This is a genomic window from Roseateles paludis (genome assembly GCF_039872745.1).
Taxonomy (GTDB): Bacteria; Pseudomonadota; Gammaproteobacteria; order Burkholderiales; family Burkholderiaceae_C; genus Pelomonas; species Pelomonas paludis.
This window is the reverse complement of record NZ_JBDPZD010000010.1, coordinates 28,498-50,862: the sequence shown is the minus strand read 5'-3', so window position 1 is coordinate 50,862 and position 22,365 is coordinate 28,498. Positions and strand designations below refer to the sequence as shown.

15 protein-coding genes are annotated in these 22,365 nt (G+C 68.5%); 8 read left to right on the top strand and 7 right to left on the bottom strand.

Going from position 1 to position 22,365, the window contains the following annotated elements; genetic code table 11:
* Window positions 1-42 precede the first annotated feature (42 nt).
* Window positions 43-2,709: a glycosyl hydrolase 115 family protein gene (locus ABDJ85_RS19915; RefSeq protein ID WP_347706563.1), complete on the top strand. Its 2,667-nt coding sequence runs from the start codon at window positions 43-45 to the stop codon at window positions 2,707-2,709.
* A gap of 24 nt (window positions 2,710-2,733) precedes the next feature.
* Here the strand turns inward: ABDJ85_RS19915 and glk (ABDJ85_RS19910) are convergent, their stop codons facing one another.
* Window positions 2,734-4,581 carry a glucokinase gene (glk, locus tag ABDJ85_RS19910; protein WP_347706562.1) on the bottom strand — a complete coding sequence of 616 codons (1,848 nt, stop codon included), beginning with the start codon at window positions 4,579-4,581 and terminating at the stop codon, window positions 2,734-2,736.
* Between the two features lie 236 nt (window positions 4,582-4,817).
* Here glk (ABDJ85_RS19910) and glk (ABDJ85_RS19905) point away from each other — a divergent pair, with 236 nt between their 5' ends.
* Window positions 4,818-5,825 (top strand): glucokinase, encoded by a 1,008-nt coding sequence (gene glk, locus ABDJ85_RS19905; protein ID WP_347706561.1) that lies wholly within the window; start codon window positions 4,818-4,820, stop codon window positions 5,823-5,825.
* A 4-nt stretch (window positions 5,826-5,829) separates the two neighbouring features.
* Here the strand turns inward: glk (ABDJ85_RS19905) and ABDJ85_RS19900 are convergent, their stop codons facing one another.
* Complete coding sequence (locus ABDJ85_RS19900) at window positions 5,830-6,948, bottom strand: ABC transporter ATP-binding protein (protein WP_347706560.1); 1,119 nt, start codon at window positions 6,946-6,948, stop codon at window positions 5,830-5,832.
* A gap of 252 nt (window positions 6,949-7,200) precedes the next feature.
* Here ABDJ85_RS19900 and ABDJ85_RS19895 point away from each other — a divergent pair, with 252 nt between their 5' ends.
* The 5 genes from ABDJ85_RS19895 to ABDJ85_RS19875 all read left to right on the top strand — a co-directional run bounded on the left by ABDJ85_RS19895 (window position 7,201) and on the right by ABDJ85_RS19875 (window position 16,799).
* Window positions 7,201-9,699 (top strand): glycogen/starch/alpha-glucan phosphorylase, encoded by a 2,499-nt coding sequence (locus ABDJ85_RS19895; RefSeq protein ID WP_347706559.1) that lies wholly within the window; start codon window positions 7,201-7,203, stop codon window positions 9,697-9,699.
* Window positions 9,699-11,882, top strand: a complete 2,184-nt coding sequence (glgB, locus tag ABDJ85_RS19890) for a 1,4-alpha-glucan branching protein GlgB (protein ID WP_347706558.1) — start codon at window positions 9,699-9,701, stop codon at window positions 11,880-11,882. Before ABDJ85_RS19895 ends, glgB begins: the two co-directional genes overlap by 1 nt.
* 5 nt (window positions 11,883-11,887) lie before the next feature.
* Window positions 11,888-13,972 (top strand): glycogen debranching protein GlgX, encoded by a 2,085-nt coding sequence (gene glgX, locus ABDJ85_RS19885; RefSeq protein ID WP_347706557.1) that lies wholly within the window; start codon window positions 11,888-11,890, stop codon window positions 13,970-13,972.
* Between the two features lie 29 nt (window positions 13,973-14,001).
* Window positions 14,002-15,513, top strand: a complete 1,512-nt coding sequence (malQ, locus tag ABDJ85_RS19880) for a 4-alpha-glucanotransferase (protein ID WP_347706556.1) — start codon at window positions 14,002-14,004, stop codon at window positions 15,511-15,513.
* A 65-nt stretch (window positions 15,514-15,578) separates the two neighbouring features.
* Complete coding sequence (locus ABDJ85_RS19875) at window positions 15,579-16,799, top strand: tetratricopeptide repeat protein (RefSeq protein ID WP_347706555.1); 1,221 nt, start codon at window positions 15,579-15,581, stop codon at window positions 16,797-16,799.
* On the opposite strand, the gene ABDJ85_RS19870 is transcribed toward ABDJ85_RS19875, so the two are convergent.
* Window positions 16,800-17,138 carry a YkgJ family cysteine cluster protein gene (locus ABDJ85_RS19870; protein WP_347706554.1) on the bottom strand — a complete coding sequence of 113 codons (339 nt, stop codon included), beginning with the start codon at window positions 17,136-17,138 and terminating at the stop codon, window positions 16,800-16,802. It lies immediately after the preceding gene.
* A gap of 72 nt (window positions 17,139-17,210) precedes the next feature.
* On the opposite strand from ABDJ85_RS19870, the gene ABDJ85_RS19865 reads away from it, so the two are divergent.
* Window positions 17,211-17,873 (top strand): cupredoxin domain-containing protein, encoded by a 663-nt coding sequence (locus ABDJ85_RS19865; protein WP_347706553.1) that lies wholly within the window; start codon window positions 17,211-17,213, stop codon window positions 17,871-17,873.
* Here ABDJ85_RS19865 and ABDJ85_RS19860 read toward each other — a convergent pair.
* The 4 genes from ABDJ85_RS19860 to ABDJ85_RS19845 are packed head-to-tail and all read right to left on the bottom strand — an operon-like array spanning window position 17,867 to window position 22,330.
* A complete protein-coding gene (locus ABDJ85_RS19860; RefSeq protein ID WP_347706552.1) occupies window positions 17,867-19,327 on the bottom strand; it encodes a protein kinase domain-containing protein in 1,461 nt (486 codons plus the stop codon). The genes ABDJ85_RS19865 and ABDJ85_RS19860 overlap by 7 nt on opposite strands.
* Before the next feature lies 1 nt (window position 19,328).
* Window positions 19,329-20,108 carry a metallophosphoesterase family protein gene (locus ABDJ85_RS19855; protein WP_347706551.1) on the bottom strand — a complete coding sequence of 260 codons (780 nt, stop codon included), beginning with the start codon at window positions 20,106-20,108 and terminating at the stop codon, window positions 19,329-19,331.
* Window positions 20,109-20,165: 57 nt separating this feature from the next.
* A complete protein-coding gene (argF, locus tag ABDJ85_RS19850; RefSeq protein WP_347706550.1) occupies window positions 20,166-21,128 on the bottom strand; it encodes an ornithine carbamoyltransferase in 963 nt (320 codons plus the stop codon).
* Window positions 21,125-22,330, bottom strand: coding sequence for an aspartate aminotransferase family protein (locus tag ABDJ85_RS19845; protein WP_430765575.1), 1,206 nt, complete (start codon window positions 22,328-22,330; stop codon window positions 21,125-21,127). Before ABDJ85_RS19845 ends, argF begins: the two co-directional genes overlap by 4 nt.
* Between the last annotated feature and the right edge of the window lie 35 nt (window positions 22,331-22,365).

Below are 22,365 nucleotides of genomic sequence, written 5' to 3'. Positions count from 1 at the left end.
TGAGCCTTCAACGCAGTCTCTTCAAGCCGCTATCGCCGCCCCATGAACCCATTGCCTCTTGCCACATCCCAAGGCCTGAAAGCCTTTGCCGCCCGCTGGGGCGCGTTGCCGCTCGCCCCCATCGTTCGACGATGGGCAGCATGCCTCTTGGTGGCGGCCGGGCTGCTGCCCGCCCACGCGGCGCTGCCCGCCGAGGTGATCTTTCAGCCCCAGGTGGCTGGCGTTGCCCTGGTGCAGGGCGGCAAGCCGGCTGCCGTGCTGGTGGACGCGGGCGCTGACGCCGCACTTCAGCACGTCGCACGGTCGCTGGCGGCAGACCTTGAACGTGTCTCAGGCCAGCCGGCCCCGCTCGTGCAGGCCGTGGCTCAGCTGCCGGCGGGGCGGGATGTGGTGCTGATCGCCGTGGCGGGCCAGTCCAAGTTGCTTGACTCGCTCGGCAGGGCGCGCGCCGCGATCGGGGCGGAGCGCCTGACCGGGCGATGGGAAGCCTTTCGGCAACTGGTGCTGGAGCAACCCTGGCCCGGCGTGCGGCGTGCGCTCGTGATCGTCGGGTCGGACCGGCGCGGTGCCGTGTTTGGCACCTACGACCTGTCCGAGCGCATCGGCGTATCGCCCTGGCACTGGTTTGCCGACGTGCCCGTGACGCGCCGCACCGACGTGACCGTGGCGCCCGGCGTGCGCGAGGACGCGCCCAAGGTCAAGTACCGGGGCTTCTTCATCAATGACGAAGACCCAGGCCTCTCCGGATGGGCCAAGAAGAAATTCGGCGGCATCAACGCCCAGATGTACGCGCATGTTTTTGAGCTGCTGCTGCGCCTGAAGGGCAACTACCTGTGGCCGGCCATGTGGCCGCCCAAAGCCTTCAACGTGGACGACCCGCAGAACATGGTGCTGGCCGATGCCATGGGCGTGGTGATGGGCACATCGCACCACGAGCCCCTGATGCGCGCCCACCATGAGTGGCACAACGGCAAGTCCGGCCCGGCGGCCGGTGGCAAGTGGGACTACGCCACCAACGCCGCCAACCTGCGCGAGTTCTGGCGCGGAGGCATCGAACGCATGATGCAGAAGGGCGATGGCAAGGGCTATGACAGCCTGGTCACCATCGGCATGCGCGGCGATGGCGACGAGGCAATGGCCGAGGACTCCGCCATCGGCCTGCTGGAGCAGGTCGTGGCCGCGCAGCGCAAGATCCTCGAGGACGTGACGCGCAAGCCCGCTGCCAGCACGCCGCAGGTTTGGGCCCTCTACAAAGAGGTGCAGGACTACTACGACCACGGCATGCAGGTGCCCGACGACGTGACCCTGCTCTTTGCCGACGACAACTGGGGGCAGATCCGCCGCCTGCCCGCGCCGGGGGCCGCGCGGCCTGGCGGCTATGGCGTGTACTACCACTTCGACTACGTCGGTGCGCCACGCAACTACAAGTGGCTCAACACCAACCAGATCGAGAAGGCCTGGCAGCAGATGGACCTGGCCTATGCGGCTGGCGCGCGTGCGCTGTGGATCGTGAACGTCGGCGACATCAAGCCGGTCGAGTTCCCGCTCAGCTTCTTCATGCAACAGGCCTGGAACCCCGAGCGCATGGGCCTGGCCGAGCTGGCCCGCTACCCGCAGCACTGGGCGCGCCAGAGCTTTGGCGATGCGTTGGCCGAGCCGGTGGCCCGGCTCGTCACGCGCTACAGCCAGCTCGTTGCACGCCGCAAACCCGAGCTGATCGACGCCGGCAGCTTCAAGCTCGGCGGGGCGGGCCCTGACGTGCTGGACGGCGGTGAGTTTGGCCGCATGGTGGACGAGTGGGCAGCCCTGGAGGCGCAACTAGCGGCCGCTGAGGCCCAAGTGCAGCCGGCGCAGCAGTCGGCCTTCTTCCAACTGGTGGCCCACCCCATCCGCGCGATGGCCAACCTCTACCGGCTCTATTACTCGGTGGCCTGGAACCGCCTGCTGGCCGCCCAGGGCGATGCGCGTGCCAACGCCTTTGCCGACACGGCCGAGCGCGCGTTCCGGCAGGACGAGGCGCTGACCGACACCTACCACCGCATCAACGACGGCAAGTGGGACGGCATGATGGCCCAGACCCATATCGGCTACACCTACTGGAACGACCCGCCCAAGCAGACCATGCCGGCTGTGCAGCAGGTGTCGGTGGATGGTGTGGCCCCCACGCCGCGATTTGGCGCGCTGCCGCAGCCGGCTGCGTCGCGCCTCAAGATCTTCGAGGCACCTGACTTTGCCGCCGCGCAGAACGGGCGCGGCCTGACCTGGCGCGTCATTCCCAACCTGGGCCGCACGGCGGGCGCGGTGACGGCCTTCCCGCAGGCCCAGCCGGCCACCACGCTACAGGACGGCGTGCGCCTGGAGTACCCGCTTGACCTGGCCGAGGGCGGCGACCTGGAGGTGCGCCTCATCCTCGTGCCCACGCTCGATACCAGTGGCAAGGCCACGCTGCGTGTCGGCGTGTCGATTGACGATGGCGAGGTGCAGGTGCTGCAGGATCATCAGATCCCGGCCCCCACCACGACCACCAGGGACGAGCAGCGCAATTGGAATCAGGCCGTCATGAGCAATGCGCGCGGCCTGTCGGCCCACTTCAAGGGCGTGCAGCCAGGGGCACACCGCATCAAGGTCTGGCGCCTGGACGACAACGTGGTGCTGCAGCGCGTGGTGGCCGCCGTGGGTGGCGTGCCGCCGTCCTACTTGGCGTACTGAATGGCTTGACGCCCCGCAGCCGCGTCAGCGGCTGTGCGCGGTGAGGGCGGCGAGGCTCACGGTCGTGACCGGGGTGGCGCCGTCCTCGGCGGCCAGCGGGGCATGCCCGCGCATGGCCAGGCCCAGGGCCAGCACGTCCACCATCAGCAGGTGCAGCACGCGGCTGACCATGGGGAGGTGGGTGGTGGTGTCCTCCAGGTGGTCCACCACCAGGGAGGCATCAGCCCGCTTGGCCAACGGTGACTGGCCGGCTGTGATGGCGATGACCTTGGCGCCGCGCGCTTGGGCCATGTCCAGCACGTTCAGCAGTTCGGGCGCGCGGCCGCCGCCCGAGGTCAGGATGGCCACATCGCCCGGCCCCAGCAGTTCGGCAGCCAGTTGCTGCAGGCGCGGCTCCACGTAGGCGCCGCAGGGCAGCCCCAAGCGCAGGAACTTGTATTCGGCGTCCTTTGCCACCACGCAGTAGTGGCCCGAGGCAAAGATGGACACCCGCCGTGCCTGCTGCAGGGCGTCGATAGCGCGCTCGGTCATCTCGCGGCTGAGCTGGTTGCGCACCTGCAGGATGGCGCTGGCCGTATTGCTCAGCACCTTGGCTCCCAGCTCCAGCACCGAGTCCTCCTGGCTGACCTGGGCGTGGGTCACCGGGATCGCGGCCGTCAGGCCCGAGGCGAGTCGCAGCTTGAAGTCCGACAGGCCCTCGCAGCCGAGCGAGCGGCAAAAGCGGATCACCGTGGGCTGCGAGACATTGGCCGCCCGCGCGATCTCGGCAATCGGGTCGGCCAGCACGGTGCGTGGGTGGGCCAGCACGTGCTCGGCCACGCGCAGCTCCGCCGGCGTGAGCGAGCTGCGAGCCCGCCGGATCTGCCCGAGGATGGCCGAGCCCACCGGCTGCCGGTGCGCCTTGAGCTGGTTGTCCAGCGCGGCGGCGATGCCCTTGAAGGTGGACTGCGCCTCCTGGATCACGAAGGTCGGGATGGCCTTGACGTAGTCACTCAGGCGGCCCTTGTCCTCGAAGCGGGTGCGGAAGTTGGAGCGGTCAAAGAACTCGCCCAAGCCGGGCACCACGCTGCCGCCGATGTAGATGCCGCCCAGCGCCCCCAGGCTCACCGCCAGGTTGGACGCCGCCGTACCCAGCACCGAGCAAAACACGTCCAGGCTCTCCAGGCAGACGGGGTCGGCGTCCTGCAGCGCGCGCTGCGAGATTTGCGGTGCCGAGCGCTGCGTGATGGGCAGGTCATGCCGCGCGCAACAGGCCTCATGGATGAGTTCGAGCCCGGGGCCGGAGAGCAGGCGCTCGAACGACACATGGCCATGCTGCTGCCAGGCGTAGCGCAGCAATTCGACCTCGCGCTCATCGCGCGGCGCAAAGGCCGCGTGGCCGCCTTCGGTGCCCAGCGCCACCCAGCTCTCGCCGGTCGGGATCAGGCCCGAGACACCCAGGCCGCCGCCCGCGCCCAGCAGCCCGATCACGGCCGGCCGCCGCGCCAGCCCGCCGCCCACCTGGCGCACATCAACCTCGGTCAGCCGAGGCAGGGCCATGGCCAGCGCCGTGAAGTCGTTGATGACCAGCAGCGTGTCCAGCCGCAGGCGCTGGCGCAGCTCTTCGATGGAGAACTGCCAGGGCAGGTTGACCATGCGCACCAGGTCGCCCTCGACACTGCCGGCCACGGCCACGCCGGCATGCAGGATCTCCTGCGCATCGGTGTCGTCCAACTGGCGCAAATAGGCCTCGACGGCGCTGGGGAAGTCGCGGCAGTCGGCGGTGGGCCGGCTGTAGGCGCGTGCGAACTCGCCGGGCTGCACCTCCAGCATGAAACGGACGAAATTGCTGCCTATGTCTGCCAGCAGGCGAGGGCTGTCGAATCGCGGCATGGGGTCGTCAATCAGGGTGAATGTGTAAGCCAACTACAGGCGGCCGGTGTCCACAGGTGCCACGCAAACGGGGTGGATCCGTGATGCGTAGCCTTGGAATCGAGAGAGTCGACGGGTAATATTCGGTTTGGCTGTAGTCGAACTACCTCCCATTCCATCAAGATTTCTCTGGGGCATCAACCCATGGCTACCCTTCCCTTGTTGACGTCCGCACGGCGGCTTGCCGAGGTCCGAACATGAGCGCGCCCTATCCCTGGCTGGTGGCCGACGTCGGGGGCACCAATGCCCGCTTCGGCTACGTGAAGGCGCCGGGCGCACCGGTCGAGCACATCGAGGTGCTGTCGGTGAAGGGGCACGCTGGCCCGGCCGAAGCGGCGCAGGCCTACCTGGCTGGTCTGGCGGCGCGCTTCGAGGGCTTTGAGCGCCCCCGCAGCGCGGCACTGGCCGTGGCCACAGCCGTCACGGACGACCGCGTGGTGCTGACGAATGCGGCCTGGGACTTCTCGCAGAAGGCGGTGGCCCAGGCCCTGGTGCTGGATGTGCTGATCCTGCTGAATGATTTCGAGGCGCAGGCGCTGTCGCTGCCCCGTCTGGGGGCTGGTCAGGCACGCTCCTGGTCGGCGGATCACCCGGTGGTGGCGGCCAGCCATGCGCCGGTGGGCACGGTGCTGTCCGTGCTTGGCCCGGGCACCGGGCTGGGCGTGGGCGGCGTCGTGCGCACGCGCGACCTCTGGCTCGCGCTGCCGGGCGAGGGCGGCCATGCCACCTTGGCGCCGGGCAATGACTTCGAGGGCGAGGTGCTGGCCGTGGCGCGCAAGTCCTTCCGCCATGTGTCGGCCGAGCGCTTCCTGTCGGGCATCGGCATGCCCACGCTGTGCCGCTCGGTGGCTGAGGTCCTGGGCGACGCCGAGGATGTGTCGGCCTACACGCCTGAAGTCATCGTCGGCAAGGCGCTGGACGGCAGCTCGCGCGTCTGCGTGCAGACGGTGCAGACCTTCTGCGCAATGCTCGGCAGCCACGCCGGCAATGTGGCGATCACTCTGGGAGCACGCGGCGGTGTGTTCATCGGCGGCGGCATCGTGCCGCGACTGGGCGAGCTGTTCTTCCAGTCGGAGTTCCGCCAGCGCTTTGACGCCAAGGGGCGCTTCGACACCTATATGTCGGCCATCCCTACGGCGGTCATCACCGACACCCTGGCGGCGCTGTCGGGCGCCTCGCTGGCGCTGGAGCAGTTCCGCGCCTGAGCGCTCAATGGGCGGTTGCCGTTTCGGTTGCGGCAGCGCGGCGCGGAAAGGCCACGCCGGCCTCATTGAACAAATGGCAGTACGCGGCAGGCAGTGACAGCGCCAGCGCCTGCCCGCTGCGCAGCCGGGTGCGGCCGTCGAAGCTGCAGGTGAGGGCGGTGTTGGTGCCGTCGATCTCGCAGTAGGCCACCGTCTCGCCGCCGAGCGACTCCACGAAGGACACCGTGGCGCCCAACGCGTTCTCGGGCTGGTCGCGCTCGAAGTGCTCGGGGCGGATGCCCAGCTTGACGCGCGCACCGGGCTGCGCGCGGCTTGCGTCGACATGAGCGGTCAGCCGCGCGCCATTGGGCAGTTGAACCTGCGCCATCTCGCCGTTGGCCGCCACGAGTTCGGCGTCCAGGAAGTTCATCTTGGGGCTGCCGATGAAGCCGGCCACAAAGAGATTGGCCGGGTGTTCGTACAGCTCCAGCGGCGAGCCCACCTGCTCGATGCGGCCGGCCGACAGCACGACGATGCGGTCAGCCAGCGTCATGGCCTCGACCTGATCGTGCGTCACGTAGATCATGGTGGCCTTGAGGTCCTGGTGCAGCTTGGCGAACTCGTAGCGCATCTGCACGCGCAGCGCGGCGTCCAGGTTGGACAGCGGCTCGTCAAACAAAAAGACTTCCGGCTTGCGCACGATGGCGCGGCCGATGGCCACGCGCTGGCGCTGCCCGCCCGAGAGCTCCTTGGGCTTGCGCTCGAGCAGGTGGTCAATGTGCAGGATGCGCGCCGCGTTCATCACGGCCGCTTCGATCTCGGCCTTGGGAACCTTGGCCAGCTTGAGCCCGAACGCCATGTTGTCGAACAAATTCATGTGCGGGTAGAGCGCGTAGGACTGGAAGACCATGGCGATGCCGCGCTCGGCCGGCGGCACGTCGTTCACCACGCGGCCGCCAATGCGCAGCTCGCCGCCGTTCACCTCTTCCAGCCCGGCGATGGAGCGCAGCAGCGTGGACTTGCCGCAGCCCGAGGGGCCGACGAAGACGACGAACTCGCCGTCCTGGATGTCCAGGTCGATGCCCTTGAGGATTTGGCTCTCGCCGTAGCTCTTGACCACGGACCGGATCTGCACGTCTGCCATCAACTCACTCCTGCTTGATGCGGTGGCGACCGCCAACTTCAACATTTGCGCCACGCTATGTAGTCAATATACACAAATGAAAGCGCTTGCAGTTACAGAGAATTCGCGCGGATCACCGTAACTTCCCATGCATCTGCGGGTGACCCGGCCTGCAAAGACTAGGGAAACTACAAATTGATCCCGCCAAATCCTCGTCGCGCTTTTCCTCGGTTCGATTAGTATTTTCAGCGTCGTCGCTTGCTTGCACACGCCATGAACACCCCTAGTGCTCCCGTCGCCCTTTCGTCCACCGACAGCGCCGAGCCGGCGGCCGGGGGCGCGGCCCCGGCCTTGGTCGCGGCGTTTGAAGCAGCCTACGCCCGGGAGCTCGCTCAGTCGAGCCACGGCCCCACGGCCCAGGCCGTCTTGAACGCCGCGTCGCTGGCTTGCCGCGAATTGCTGGCCAGCCGCTGGGCCAGCACACAGGCTCAAGACGCAAAGCGCGGGCTGAAGGCGACGGTGCGGCGGGTGCATTACCTGTCGATGGAGTTCCTGATGGGCCGGGCGCTGTCCAACGCCCTGGCCGCCCTGGGCCTCACGTCGGCCCTGGAGGCCAAGCTGGCTGCCACCGGCCAGAGCCTGGGCGAAGTGCTGGAGCGCGAGCCCGATGCCGCGCTGGGCAATGGTGGCCTGGGCCGGCTGGCGGCCTGCTTCCTGGACTCGTTTGCCGAGCTCGGCCTGCCGTCCTTCGGCTACGGGCTGCGCTACCGCTACGGCACCTTTGCCCAGGTCATCCAGCAGGGCCGGCAGCTGGAGCAACCTGACGACTGGACGCGCGACACCCCGCCCTGGGAGATGCCGCGCTTTGACCTGCGCTTCAAGGTTGGCTTCGGCGGGCGCATCCATGTGGACGCCGCCGGCGTGCACCACTGGGAGCCGGCCGAGGAGATCGAGGCCCAGGCCTATGACTTCATCGTGCCCGCCCACCACACCGAGCGCGTGGCCACGCTGCGCCAGTGGCAGGCCACGGCCGCTCCCATCGCCTTCGGGGCCTTTTGCCAGGGTGACTACAGCCGCGCCGCGCGGCACCAGGTGCTGGCCGACGCCATCAACTGGGTGCTCTACCCCGACGACTCGACCGAAGAGGGCCGCATGCTGCGGCTCAAGCAGGAAGCCTTCCTCGTCAGCGCCTCGCTGCAGGACCTGGTGGCCCGGCATCTGCGCGAGTTTGGCGAGCTGCAATCCCTCGGCCGCGCCAATGCCATCCACCTGAACGACACCCACCCCGCGCTGGCGCCGGCCGAGTTGATGCGCCTCTTGATGGACGAACACGGCATGGCCTGGGCCGAGGCCTGGAAGATCACCAGCCAGGCCATCGCCTACACCAACCACACCTTGATGCCCGAGGCCCTGGAGACCTGGCCGGTGCGCATGTTCGAGGTGCTGCTTCCGCGTCACCTCGACATCATCTACCGCATCAATCACGAGTTCCTCGTTGAGCTGCGCCAGCGCTTCCCAGACGACGAGGCGCTCGCCTCGCGCGTCTCGCTGATCGACGAAGGCTGGGGCCACGGAAGCGAACGCCGCGTGCGCATGGCGTCGTTGGCCCTGGTGGCCTCGCACCGCGTCAATGGCGTGGCGGCGCTGCACTCCGAGCTGATGGTGCAGACCATCTTTGCCGACTACGCCAAGGTCTGGCCCGAGCGCTTCCACAACGTGACCAATGGCGTCACGCCGCGCCGCTGGCTCCAGCAGGCCAACCCCAAGTTGTCGGCCTTGATCGACGGTGCCATCGGCACCGAATGGCGGCGCGATCTGGCCGAGCTCTCCAAGCTGTCGGCCCACGCCAAGGACGGGGCGTTGGGCGACGCCTTCCTGGCCGTCAAGCGCGCCAACAAAGAGCGGTTGGCTGAGCGCATCCGGCGCGACCTGGGCGTCGTCGTCAGCGTGGACAGCCTCTTCGACATCCAGATCAAGCGCATCCACGAGTACAAGCGCCAGCTGCTCAACCTGCTGCACGTCATCAGCCGCTACCAGGCCATCTGCGACAACCCCGGCGCCGACTGGGTACCGCGCGTCGTCGTCATCGCCGGCAAGGCCGCCTCGGCCTACCAGATGGCCAAGAGCATCGTGCGCCTGGCGCACGACGTGGGCCGCGTCATCAACAGCGACCCGCGCGTGGGCAACAAGCTCAAACTCGTCTTCCTGCCCAACTACAGCGTGACCTTGGCCGAAAGCATCATCCCGGCGGCGGATCTGTCCGAGCAGATCTCCACCGCCGGCACCGAGGCCTCGGGCACTGGCAATATGAAGTTCGGCATGAACGGCGCGCTCACCATCGGCACCTGGGACGGCGCCAACATCGAGATGGCCGAGCACATGGGCCCCGAGAACATGTTCGTCTTTGGCCTGCGTGCCGATGCCGTGGCCAAGATCAAGTCGCTGGGCTACGACCCGCGCCTCTATGTCGAGCAGAACGCCCAGCTCAAGCGCGTCATCGATGCGATCTCGCAGGGCGACTTCAGCCACGGTGACACCGAGCGCTATCGTGGCCTGGTGGACAACCTGCTGGAGCGCGACCCCTACCTGCTGATGGCCGACTTTGCCGACTACGTGGCCACGCAGGCCAAGGTGGACGCGCTCTTCCGCGACCGGCGCGGCTGGGCCGAGCGGGCGCTGCGCAATATCGCTGGCATGGGCTGGTTCTCGTCCGATCGCACCATCACCGAGTATGTGGACCGCGTTTGGTCCTTGGATAGCTTGAATCACTGATGCTGGCTGAGCACGATCTGGCCGCCCTGCTTGAGGCAAGGCACACCGACCCCTTCTCCTGCCTGGGCCTGCATGCCGATGAATCCGGCCGGCTATGGGTGCGCGCCCTGCTGCCAGGGGCGCGAAGCGTGGACGTGCTTGATGCCGACACCGGCAACCGCGTGATGAGCCTGGCCGAACGGCGCGACGGCTTCTTCGAGGCCAGCGTGCCCCGGCGCAAGCGGCGTTTCGAGTACCGGCTGGCCGTGACCTGGCACGCGGGCGTGGAGGGCGCTGAAGCCGAGATTTACGCCGATACCTACGCCTACTGGCCCCAGCTCGAAGAGCGCGAGCTGCAGGCTTTTGCCAGCGGGCAGGAGCTGCGCGCCTACCGGCTCTTCGGTGCGCACCTTGTCACGCATGGCGAGGTCAGCGGCGTGCGCTTCGCCGTCTGGGCGCCCAATGCCCGGCGCGTCAGCGTCGTTGGCAGCTTCAACAGCTGGGATGGCCGCCGCCACCCCATGCGCCACCGGCACAGCGCCGGGGTGTGGGAGATCTTCATCCCCCACGTCAGCGTGGGCGACTTCTACAAGTACGAGATCGTCGCGGCTGACGGCACGCTCCTGCCCCTCAAGGCCGACCCCTACGCCTTTGCCGCCGAGATGCGGCCCAGTACCGCCAGCCGCGTCGCACCGCTGCCGCCCGAGAACCCGCCTCCGCGTGACCGCGCACGCGCCAACGAGCGCCATTCGCCCATCAGCGTCTACGAGGTGCATGCGTCCTCCTGGCGGCGCGGCCCGGACGGCGGCTTCCCAAGCTGGGACGAACTGGCCGCCGCGCTGCCGGCCTACGTCGCCGGCCTCGGCTTCACGCACGTACAGCTGATGCCCATCAGCGAGAGCCCTTTCGATGGCTCCTGGGGCTATCAGACCTTGGGCCTCTACGCCCCCACAGCCCGCTACGGCCCGCCCGAGGGCTTTGCGCGCTTTGTGGCCGCGTGCCGCGCGCACGGGCTCGGGGTGCTGATCGACTGGGTGCCTGCGCACTTCCCGACGGACGCCCACGGCCTGCGCCAGTTCGACGGTACCCACCTCTACGAGCACGCCGACCCGCGCGAGGGCTTCCACAAGGACTGGAACACCGCCATCTACAACTTCGGCCGCACCGAGGTGCGCGCCTTCCTGATTGGCAATGCGCTGTACTGGATCGAGCGCTGGGGCGTGGACGGCCTGCGTGTCGATGCCGTCGCCTCCATGCTCTACCGCGACTACTCGCGCGAGGCCGGCGAGTGGGTGCCCAATGTGCACGGCGGCCGCGAGAACCTCGAAGCCATCGCCCTGATGCGCGACATGAACGAGCGCGTGGGCGAGATCGAGGGCGCCATCACCGTGGCCGAAGAGAGCACCAGCTTTGCCGGCGTCTCCGCGCCCACTTACGCGGGCGGCCTGGGCTTCCACTACAAGTGGAACATGGGCTGGATGAACGACACCCTGCGCTACATGGCAGAGGACCCGATCAACCGCCGCTGGCACCACGACAAGATGACCTTCGGGCTCATCTACGCCTTCAGCGAGAACTTCATGCTGCCCATCTCGCACGACGAGGTGGTGCACGGTAAGGGCTCGATGTGGACCAAGATGCCCGGCGACGAGTGGCAGAAGTTTGCCAACCTGCGCGCCTACTACGGCTTCATGTGGGGCCACCCGGGCAAGAAGCTGCTCTTCATGGGCCAGGAGTTTGCGCAGCGCCACGAGTGGCGGCACGAAGAAGGTCTGCCCTGGGGCCTGCTCGACGATCCACGCCACCGTGGCGTGCAGTTGCTGGTGGGCGACCTCAACCGCAGCTACCGCGAGCTGCCGGCCTTGCATCGGCTCGATTGCGAGAGCGAAGGCTTCGAATGGATCACCTCGCACGATGCCGACCACTCCGTCTTCGCCTGGCTGCGCCGCGACGGGCAAGGGCAGATGGTGCTGGTGGTCTGTAACTTCACGCCCGTGCCGCGTGAGGGCTATTGCCTCGGCGTGCCTGAAGGCCCGCAGGAATGGCGCGAGGTGATGAACACCGACTCGCGCCACTACGGCGGCAGTGACGTGGGCAACGGCGCCGCGCCGCTGCACGTGCAGGACCGAGGCGCCCATGGCCGGCGCCAGTCCATCGCGCTCACCCTGCCGCCCCTGGCCACGCTCTTCCTCACCCCGGCTTGACGCCCATGCTTGCTTCACTCCTCCAACCCGGCTGGCACGAGCCCTTTGGCGCGCAGCTGCGCGACGGTGGTGTGAACTTCGCGGTGATGTCCGAGAACGCCACGGCCATCGACGTCTGCGTGTTCGATGCCGATGGCCGCCACGAGCTGGCCCGCCACCGGCTGTATGGGCCGCGTGATGGCGTCTTCCACGGCTTTCTGCCGGGCGCGGGCGTGGGTCTTGTCTACGGTCTGCGCGCCTACGGGCCCTACTCGCCGGAGCAGGGCCAGCGCTTCAACCCGCACAAGCTCTTGCTCGACCCCTATGCCCGCGAGATCGTCGGGCGCTTTGACTGGCGGGCCGAGCACCACGGTTTCGAGATGGGCCATGTGGATGGTGCCCGCTCGCTCGACACCCGCGACAACGCCGCCCATGCGCTCAAGGCCCGCGTCGCGCCGCCCGATGCGCCCCAGCCCATCCGCCGCCCGCGCCGTGCCGTGGGCGAGCTGGTGCTGTACGAGGTGCACGTCAAGGGCTTCTCGATGCTGCACCCCGGCGTCCCGCCCGAGCTGCGCGGCAGCTACGCCGGCCTCGCGCACCCGGCGTCCATCGCGCATTTCCAGAAGCTCGGGGTCAACACCTTGTCGCTGCTGCCCGTCCACTACGCCGTGGATGAGGCCCATCTCGCCCCGTTGGGCCTGACCAATTACTGGGGCTACAACAGCCTCGGCTTTTTCTGCCCGGACCCGCGCCTCGCCCAGGAGGCCCACCGGCATGACCCGAGCCGCGTCAACGCCGAGTTCCGCGCCATGGTGGATGGGCTGCACGCGGCCGGCATCGAGGTCGTGCTCGACGTCGTCTACAACCACACGCCCGAGGGCAGCGAGCTCGGGCCCACGCTGTCCTTCCGGGGGCTGGACAACCGCAGCTGGTACCGCCTCGTGCCCGACGAGCCCAGCCGCTACGAGAACCACAGCGGCTGCGGCAATGTGCTGCAGGTCCACCACGGCCGCGTCACGCAGTTCGTGCTCGACTCGCTGCGCTACTGGGTCGAGGTGATGGGCGTCGATGGCTTCCGCTTCGACCTGGCGCCCGCTCTGGGGCGCACGCCTTTTGGCTTCGACACCCACGCGGCCTTCTTCACCGCGCTGCGTCAGGACCCGGTGCTGGCCGGTGCACACCTGATCGCCGAGCCCTGGGACATGGGCCCCGACGGCTACCAGGTGGGCCGCTTCCCGGGCCGCTTCCTGGAGTGGAACGACAAGTTCCGCGACACCGTGCGCAGCTACTGGCTGCGCAGTGGCACGGGCGTCGGGCGCGGCGAGCTGGTGCGGCGCTTCATGGCCTCCAGCGACATGTTCCACCACGGCACGCGCCCGCCCACGGCCTCGGTCAACTTCATCGCTGCGCACGACGGCTTCACCCTGCTCGACGCCACCAGCTACTCGCGCAAGCACAACCTCGCCAACGGCGAGGAAAACCGCGACGGCCGCGACGGCGAGATCTGCTGCAACTTTGGCGCCGAGGGTCCGACGCAAGACCCCGCCGTGCGCAACGCGCGGCGCCGCGCGCAGCGCGCCATGCTCGCCACCTTGCTGCTGGCCCAGGGCACGCCCATGCTGGCGGCGGGCGATGAGATTGGCCGCACCCAGGGCGGCAACAACAACGCCTACTGCCAGGACAACCCCATCAGCTGGCTGGACTGGCCTGCCGCCGACACCGGGACCCTGGACTTCGTGGCTGCGCTGCTGGCCCTGCGGCGCGACGAGCCCCTGCTGCGCCACGAGCACTGGTTTGCCGCCGCAACCCCGCCACCGGGCGAGGCCGCGGTGCGCTGGTACGCGCCCAGCGGCCACGAGATGCGCGGCCATGACTGGCACCGCACCGATCAGCTCGCCTTTGCCGCCCAGCTCAGCGAGCCCGACGCTGCGCTGCCGCGTCTGATGATCGTCTTCAACCCCGAGCGCGAGGCGCTGCCCTTCCTGCTCTGCTTTGCGCCCTGGCAGTTGCTGCTGGACAGCAGCGGCGAGCTCGCGCCGGGCAGCCGCGTCGCTGTCGGCCAACCCCTCGCCGTGCCCGCCCGTTCGGTGCTGGTGCTGCGCCGCGCCTGAACTTCACACCACCGATCGAGAGCCGCCCCATGGACCTGACCGAACGCTGCTCTGGGGTGCTGCTGCACATCACCTCGCTGCCGGGCCCCCATGGCTCCGGCGACCTCGGGCCCGAGGCCTACCGCTTCGTGGACTGGCTGGTGTCCGCCGGCCAGACCATCTGGCAGATGCTGCCCACCACGCCCATCGGCCCTGGCGACAGCCCCTACCAGGGCGAATCGGCCTTTGCCGGCAGCCCCTGGATGGTGGCGCTGGAGCCCTTGGTGGCCAAAGGCTGGCTGCCCGCCCCGGCTGCGCCCAGCTTCTGGGCCGACAAGGTCCAGTACCGCGAAGTGCTGCCCTGGCGCGAGGGCCAACTGCGTGCTGCTGCAGCCGGCTTTGCGGCACAGGCTTCAAAGGCAGACCGGGATGCCTTCGCGGCCTGGTGCGCCCGCGAGGCGGACTGGCTGGACGACTACGCCCTCTTCATGGCCCTGCGCACGGCCCATGCCGGCCAGCCGTGGTGGCGCTGGGGTTCGCCCCTCACACGGCGCGAGCCCGTGGCACTGCGCGCCGCAGCCGACGAGCACGCGCGGGAGCTGTCGTTCTGGCGCTTCGTGCAATGGCAGTTTGACGAGCAGTTTGGTCAGCTCAAGCGCTACGCCAATGAACGCGGCGTGCGCCTGATGGGCGACTTGCCCATCTTCGTCGCCCACGACAGCGCCGACTGCTGGGCGCGGCCTGACCTCTACTTCTTCGATGAGGGCTACCAGCCCACCGTCGTGGCCGGCGTGCCGCCCGACGACCTCGGCCCCCTGGGCCAGCGCTGGGGCAATCCGCTCTACCGCTGGGACCACATGGCGGCCGAGAACTTTGCCTGGTGGACGGCGCGCATCCGCCGCGCCCTCACGCAGGCCGACGTGTTCCGCATCGACCATTTCCGCGGCTTCGCCGGTTACTTCGAGATCCCCGCCACCTGCCCGGATGCGACCGAGGGGCGCTGGGTCGAAGGACCCGGCCTGCCGCTCTTTGCCGCCATCCGCGCGGCGCTGGGGCCGCTGCCCATCGTGGCGGAGGACCTCGGCATCATCACGGACGACGTCCACGCGCTGCGCGAGGCCTGTGGCTTCCCGGGCATGGCCATCCTGCAGTTCGCCTTTGGCGGCCGGGGCGACCACCCCTACCTGCCCCACAACCTCAAGCCCGGCACCGTGGCCTACACCGGCACGCACGACAACGACACCGTGCTCGGCTGGTGGCGCAAGACCAGCCCGCGTGAGCGCGCCTACGCCGGCTCCTACCTCGCCTGCAGCGAGCGCGACGTCCACTGGGCCATGATCCGCGCCTGCGCCAACTCGGTCGCCAGCATCGCCATCTACCCGATGCAGGATGTGCTGGGCCTGCCCACCGAGCACCGCATGAACGTGCCCGGCATCATGGGCGGCAACTGGGAGTGGCGCTTCCACTGGGACATGGTGGGCGCCGAGCCGGCGCGCGTCCTGGGCTTGATCACGGCGGCGGCTGGCCGTGGAGATTTCACGCTCCTGAGACTCCCGACTTGAGGGGGGTCCCTCCCCGAGGGAATCCGCTGGCGCAGGGTGAATGACAGCGTTAGCATGTTTTCATCATGCGTACGCCAACCACCTGCTTGCTCGTCCTGACGCTGCTGCTCACGGCTTGCGCCAGCCCTGAACCCACGTCGCCGCAGGCGGACCGATTGCTGGTGGATACCGCCTTTGCGGCGCCCAGCAAGCCGGTCGACGTGCGCCAGGCCATGGTGATGAGCGATGAGATGGCGCGCTTTGCCGCTGGGCCACTGGCGGCCGAAGTGCGCATGCACGGCGCGCGCGGGGGGCTGATCTCAGCGATGAACACCCGTTCGGGCCTCAAGCTGGATTACGACTCCGCACGCACCCGCACGGCAGGCGAGGCCTATGAGGCTCGCACCGGCAACTGCTTGTCGCTGGTGTTGATGACCGCCGCCTTTGCGCGCCATCTGAACCTGCCGGTGCGCTACAACAGCGTCTACCTGGACGAGACCTGGACGCGCAACAACGGGCTCTTCTTCGTGACGGGGCACGTCAACATCACGCTGGGGCGCCCGGTGAACCCCAACGGAGACACGGTGTACCACGAGCCAGAGATGGTGACCCTGGACTTCGTGCCGATCGAAGAAACCCGCCGCCAGCGGGCGACTGCCATTGACGAGCGGACCCTGCTGGCGATGTATGCCAACAACCGGGCGGCTGAATCGCTTGCGACCAACGACCTGGATGAAGCCTACTGGTGGTCCCGTGCGGCCATCAAGTCCGACCCGCGCTGGATGGCTTCGTTCAACACGCTGGCCGTGCTGTACCGCCGCAAGGGCATGGGGGCCCCGGCCGAGGCTGCGCTGCGCTTTGTGCTCGACCGCGAGCACGAGAACGTCCAGGCGCTGTCCAACCTGGCCCTGGTGCTGAACGACGCTGGCCGTAAGGCCGAGGCCGACCGGGTCACGCATCAGCTCTCATTGATCCAGCCGGTGCCGCCCTACAAGTACTTCGACGAGGGCGTGGCCGCCATGCGCGTGGGCGACTACAAGACGGCCAAGAACCGCTTTGAACGCGAACTGGCCCGCGCTGCCTATGTGGCCGAGTTCCACTTCTGGCTGGGCCTGGCCAACTGGGGCCTGGGCGACCCGACGGCCACGCGCGAGCACATCGCACAGGCGATGGAAAACAGCGCCACCCAGAAAGACCGCCGGCTCTACGCCGCGAAACTGGCCTGGCTGAAGCGGAACACCGAGCTTGGCCAGGAAAGCGACACCGACACCCAGCGCCGGCTGGACGCCCACCTTCGCCAGCGCTGATCAGGCCAGCGTCAGGGGCTTGAGCCCGATGCGGGCACGAGCGCGGTCACAGGCCTCGTCGCCCAGCCCCATCGGCGCCCGCAGGCCGAACTCTCGGCAGGGCGCAGGGCGCCACTCGTGGATCCCGCAACTGGCGGCCTCGCCCACACGGCCCACCAAGGCTGCGCAGCGCGGGGACGCATGGTCGGTGCCACGCATGCGCACGATGTGGCTGGTCACAGGCACCGTCAGCCCGTCAGGCACGCAGCCACCCTGACTCTGCAGTTCGCTGGCGTCGAAATCGACCCTGAAGCTGGCGCAGCATGCGCCGCAACTGAGGCAGGGATTGGGGACGTTCATGCGGCGCGAGTGTATTGAGGCCGCCGCCACGCGAGTGAGACACTCCGGCGTCTTCCCTCACGCCTGACGACCATGCGCCTTGCCCTGACTGCCTGCCTCCTGGCCATCGCCCCGCTTGCTGGGGCGGCCGACCTCAATGTCAGCGTGCTCGACCGCAACGGCAAGCCGCTGCCAGAGGCCGTGGTGCTGGTGGACAGCAGCGTGCAGGGCACGCGGCCGGCGCCGGTGCTGGAGGCCAGCATCACGCAGGAGTACCTGAAGTTCGTGCCCGCCGTGACCGTGGTGTCGCCGGGGGCCAGGATCACCTTCAGCAACCGTGACGGCTGGGACCACCACATCATCCTGGGCCTGATGGGCGCTGGTGGCGTCTACCTGGACCCGGGGCAGAACACCCAGATGCGCCTGGCCGGCCGCACGGGCGTGCGCACCGCCAGCGAGACCCGGGCCTTGCCGCAACCGGGCGCCTACCTGCTGGGCTGCCACATCCATGGCTCGATGCGCGGGCATGTCTACGTGGCTGATTCACCATGGGCCAAGCTCACGAACAGCGAGGGCAAGGCGGTGGTGCAGGGCCTGCCCGAAGGGCCGGTGCGGGTGCGTGTCTGGCACGCCGACCAGTTGGTGGAAGGTGCCGCGGTGTCAGCGCAGGTGGCGGCGACGGGCAACGCCCTGGTCGTCAACACGCAGATCGCGCCGCAGCGCCGCCGCACGGCGCAGAACTTCGACCACTACTGATCTTTCGAGGCTGCGCGTTCGGTCTCGCGCACCACCGTCACCGTGCACGGTGACTCGGCCACCACCTGGGCCGACACGCTGCCCAGATAGCGCCGCAACGCCGACGAGGCGCGCGCACCCATGACGATGTGGTCGGCCCCATTGCGGGTCGCAAAGTCGATGATGGCCGCCGCCGGGTCCGGGGCTTCCAGCACATGGAAGGTCAGCCGGCCATCTTCCAGGTTCAAGGCCTTGCTGATGGGCCGCGCCCAATGCTTGAGGCCGATCAGCTGCTTGACGTGCAGGCTGTTGCCGGCCTTGTCGGTCAGCTCATCCACGCCGATGCGGTTGGTCTTCATCACACTCACGCAGGCCAGGCGGGCGCCGGTCTCGGTCTGGACGATGCGGCGCACGGTGTCGCGCAACTGGTTGAGCAGACCTTGGGTGGCGTGTTCGATGTCCACCGCCGCCATGATGATGGGGCTCTGGGCCAATTGCTCGCCCGGCTGGTAGCTGGACTGGGCCTCCGCCCCCATCGCAAAGAACCAGCGCCGCAACCGGCGCGACAGGCTGCTGACCTGCACGCGCTCGGCGCGGGCCGTCAGCACCACGCCGGCAGGTTCGCGCAGGTCCAGCGCCAGCTGGGCGGCGCTTTGGTAGCGGCGCTCGGGCTTGACCTCCAGGCAGTGCAGGATGATTTCCTGCAGCCAGGGCGGGATGCTCGGGTCGATGGCGCGCGGCGGCACCGGGTCCACCCACAGGCGCCGCCGCAGGCCACGCACCGAGCTGGGCTGGCCATAGGGCCGCTCGCCGGTGGCGAGGTGGTAGAGCATGACGCCGAGCGCAAACAAATCGCTGCGTGGGTCGTTGCGGACGAACTGCACCTGCTCGGGCGACATATAGGGCCCCGTGCCCATGGGCAGGCTGAACTCCTCCTCCAGCAAGTCGGGCAGCTGCTCGTGGCGCGACAGGCCAAAGTCCACCAGCACGGCGGTGCCGTCGGGCCTGAAGACGATGTTGCTGGGCTTGATGTCCAGGTGCACCACATGCTGGCGGTGCAGGTCGGCCAGCGCGGTGGCCACGCGGGCGCCGATGTCGGCCACTTCCTCGGGCGGCAGGGGGGCATCATCAAGGCGCGGCCGCAGGCTCTCGCCGGGGATGTGCTCCATCACGATGTAGGCCTGGCGCGTCCAGTCGCCCCGCGCGACGAAGCGCGGCACATGCGGCCCGCTGAGCTGGGGCATCAGCATCTGCTCGACCTCGAAGCCCACGATGGTGGCCGGGTCCTCGCCGCCCTTGATGCGCGGCACCTTCATGATCAGCGGCAGGGTGTCACCGGGCTGTGGGTCCACGCGGCAGACGCGCCAGAGGTTGGCCATGCCACCTTGGTGGATGCGCTCATCAAGCCGGAAGCCGTCCAGGACCTGGCCGGGCTGCAGGGGCTGGGATGCCATGCTGGCGTCGGCGGTCGTCATCTCACTCTCCCGCGATCAGGCGGCGCGCCAGGCGCTCGGCCAAGGGGCCGGGCAGGGTGGTCTGGCGCAGGGCATCGGCGGCAGCCTCGACGTCATAGGGCACGCGCTCGAAGCGGATCCAGCCGTCTTCGGTGACGCCATCGCCGGGGTGCCAGACGGCGTAGCAGGCGGCCGGGTTACCGTCGCGCGGCTGGCCGCAGGAGCCGGGAATGATCAGCCACTGCCGGTGGCAGGGCAGGGGCACGCGCACGCCGGCTTGCGGCCGGAAGTCACCGGCCTTGCCCACGCCCGACAGGTGGTAGAGCATGGGCTCGTGCATGTGGCCGCAGACGTTGACGCGGGCCTGGGCATTGCGCGCGGCCTGCAGGCTGCGCATGGCCTCGGAGCGGCCCATCACATAGTCCCAGCCGCCCGGGTCGTAGGCATTGGCATGGGTGAAGAGGCCTGCGTCCTCGCGCACGCGCAGGGGCAGCTCCGCCAGCCATTGCAATGATGGGGCCCCAAGCTGCTGGCGCGTCCACTCCACCACGGCGCGGGCATCGGCGTGCATGCCGGGACGCGCGCCGGCCGCAACGGCCGCATCGTGGTTGCCCTGCACGGCAACTGCGCCTTGCGCCTGCAAGGCCTGGACTTGTTCCACCACCCAGGCGGGGTCGGCCCCGTAGCCGACGAAGTCGCCCAGCAGCGCGAATCGCTCGACCCCCTGCTGGCGCGCATGCGCGAGCACGGCCTCAAGGGCCTGGCGGTTGGCGTGAAGGTCAGTGATCAGGGCCCAGGTCATTGATCCAGCATGCCAGGGCCGGCTGACGTCGGGCTGATGTCGGGCCGATGCGTTGAACTAGCCGATCCGGCCGAGCAGCAGGTACTCCATGAGCGCCTTTTGCACGTGCATCCGGTTCTCCGCCTCGTCCCAGACCGCGGACTGCGGGCCGTCGATGACCTCGGCGGTCACTTCCTCGCCGCGATGGGCAGGCAGGCAGTGCATGAACAGGGCGTCCGGTTTGGCGCGGGCCATCATGGCGCTATCGACGCACCAGTTGGCGAACGCTGCCTTGCGGGCTTCGTTCTCGGCCTCGTAGCCCATGCTGGTCCAGACGTCGGTCGTGACGAGGTCGGCGCCAGCGCAGGCCTCATGCGGGTCCTGGAAGACACGGTAGCAGCCGGCATCCTTGACGCCCGCGACGGCCGGGTCGATCTCGTAGCCACTGGGCGTGCTGACATGCACCGTGAAGCCCAGGATCTCGGCCGCCTGCAGCCATGTGTTGGCCATGTTGTTGCCGTCACCCACCCAGGCCACCACGCGGCCCTTGAGGGCGTCCAGGTCAATGGCGCCGCGCCGGTCCATGCCCCGGGCTTCAAGGAAGGTGAAGAGGTCGGCCAGGATCTGGCAGGGGTGGTACTCGTTGGTCAGGCCATTGATGACCGGCACGCGCGAGTGGGCGGCAAAGCGCTCGATCTTGCTTTGCTCGTAGGTGCGGATCATCACCAGGTCCACCATGCGGCTGATGACGCGGGCCGAATCCTCGATGGGCTCGGCGCGGCCCAGTTGGCTGTCGCCCGTGGTGAGGTGCACGACCGAGCCGCCCATCTGGTACATGCCCGCCTCGAAGCTCACCCGCGTGCGCGTGCTGGCCTTCTCGAAGATCATGGCCAGGGTGCGGTCCTGCAGCGGCTGGTAACGCTCGTAGTTCTTGAAGCGCCGCTTGATGCTGGCGGCTCGGTCGAACAGGTAGGCGTACTCCTCGGCGCGCAGGTCCTTGAACTGGAGATAGTGGCGCATCAGGCTCATCCCGGGCTTCATGCCCTCGGTTCCGCGAGGAAGTCCTTGATCAGGGGCTGCAGGCGACGCACGACTTCGTCGATCTCGTCCGCACTGATGATCAAAGGCGGCAGCAGGCGCACCACGCGGTCGGCGGTGACGCTCAGCAGCAGGCCGGCACCCAGCGCCCGTGACAGCAGCACGCCGCAGGGGCGGTCGAGTTCGATGCCAAGCATCAGCCCCTGGCCGCGGATTTCAACGACACCGGCCACGCCAGCCAGGCCAGCTTCCAGCGCCGTACGCAACTGCGCGCCACGGGCGGCGGCGTTGCCCAGCAGGCCATCGGCGGTCATCACCGTCAGCGTTTCGACGCCGGCTCGCATCGCCAGAGGATTGCCGCCAAAGGTGCTGCCGTGGCTACCTGCCGTCAGCACGCCAGCCGCGCGCGGGCCGCAAACGACGGCGCCGATGGGGACGCCAGAACCCAGGCCTTTGGCCAGGGGCATCACGTCGGGCTGGATGCCGGCCCACTGGTGGGCAAACCACTTGCCGGTGCGCCCCAGGCCGCATTGCACCTCGTCCAGCATCAGCAGCAGATTGCGCTCGTCGCACAGGCGGCGCAGGCCTTGCAGGAACTCGATGCGGGCCGGGTTGATGCCGCCTTCGCCCTGGATGGTTTCCAGGAAGATGGCCGACACGGACGGGTTGGCGTCCAGCGCAGCCTGGACGGCCGCCAGGTCATTGAGGGCCACGCGCACGAAGCCAGGCACCAGCGGACCAAAACCCGCCTGGATCTTGCGATTGGCGGTGGCCGACAGCGTGGCGATGGAGCGGCCATGGAAGGCGCCCTCGAAGACGATCACCGCAGGCTCGTCGATGCCCTTGTCGTGCCCAAACTTGCGGGCGATCTTGAGCGCGGCCTCATTGGCCTCCAGCCCGCTGTTGCAGAAGAAGACATTGCTCAGGCCCGAGGCCTCGCACAGCAGGGCCGCCAGTTGCTCCTGCAGCGGCACGTAGTAGTAGTTGCTCGAGTGGATGAGCTTGGCGGCCTGGTCCTGCAAGGCCGGCACCAGTTTGGGGTGGTTGTGCCCCAGCGTGTTGACGGCAATCCCCGCGAGCGCGTCCAGATATCGTCGACCCTCCACGTCCCACACCCAGCAGCCTTGGCCGTGCGACAGCGCAACGGGCAAGCGACCGAAAACCGGCATGACGTGAGGTTCTGACGACGGCGACGCAGGATTCAACGAGGTCTCCTTGAAAAGGAAAGGATGATGGGGCC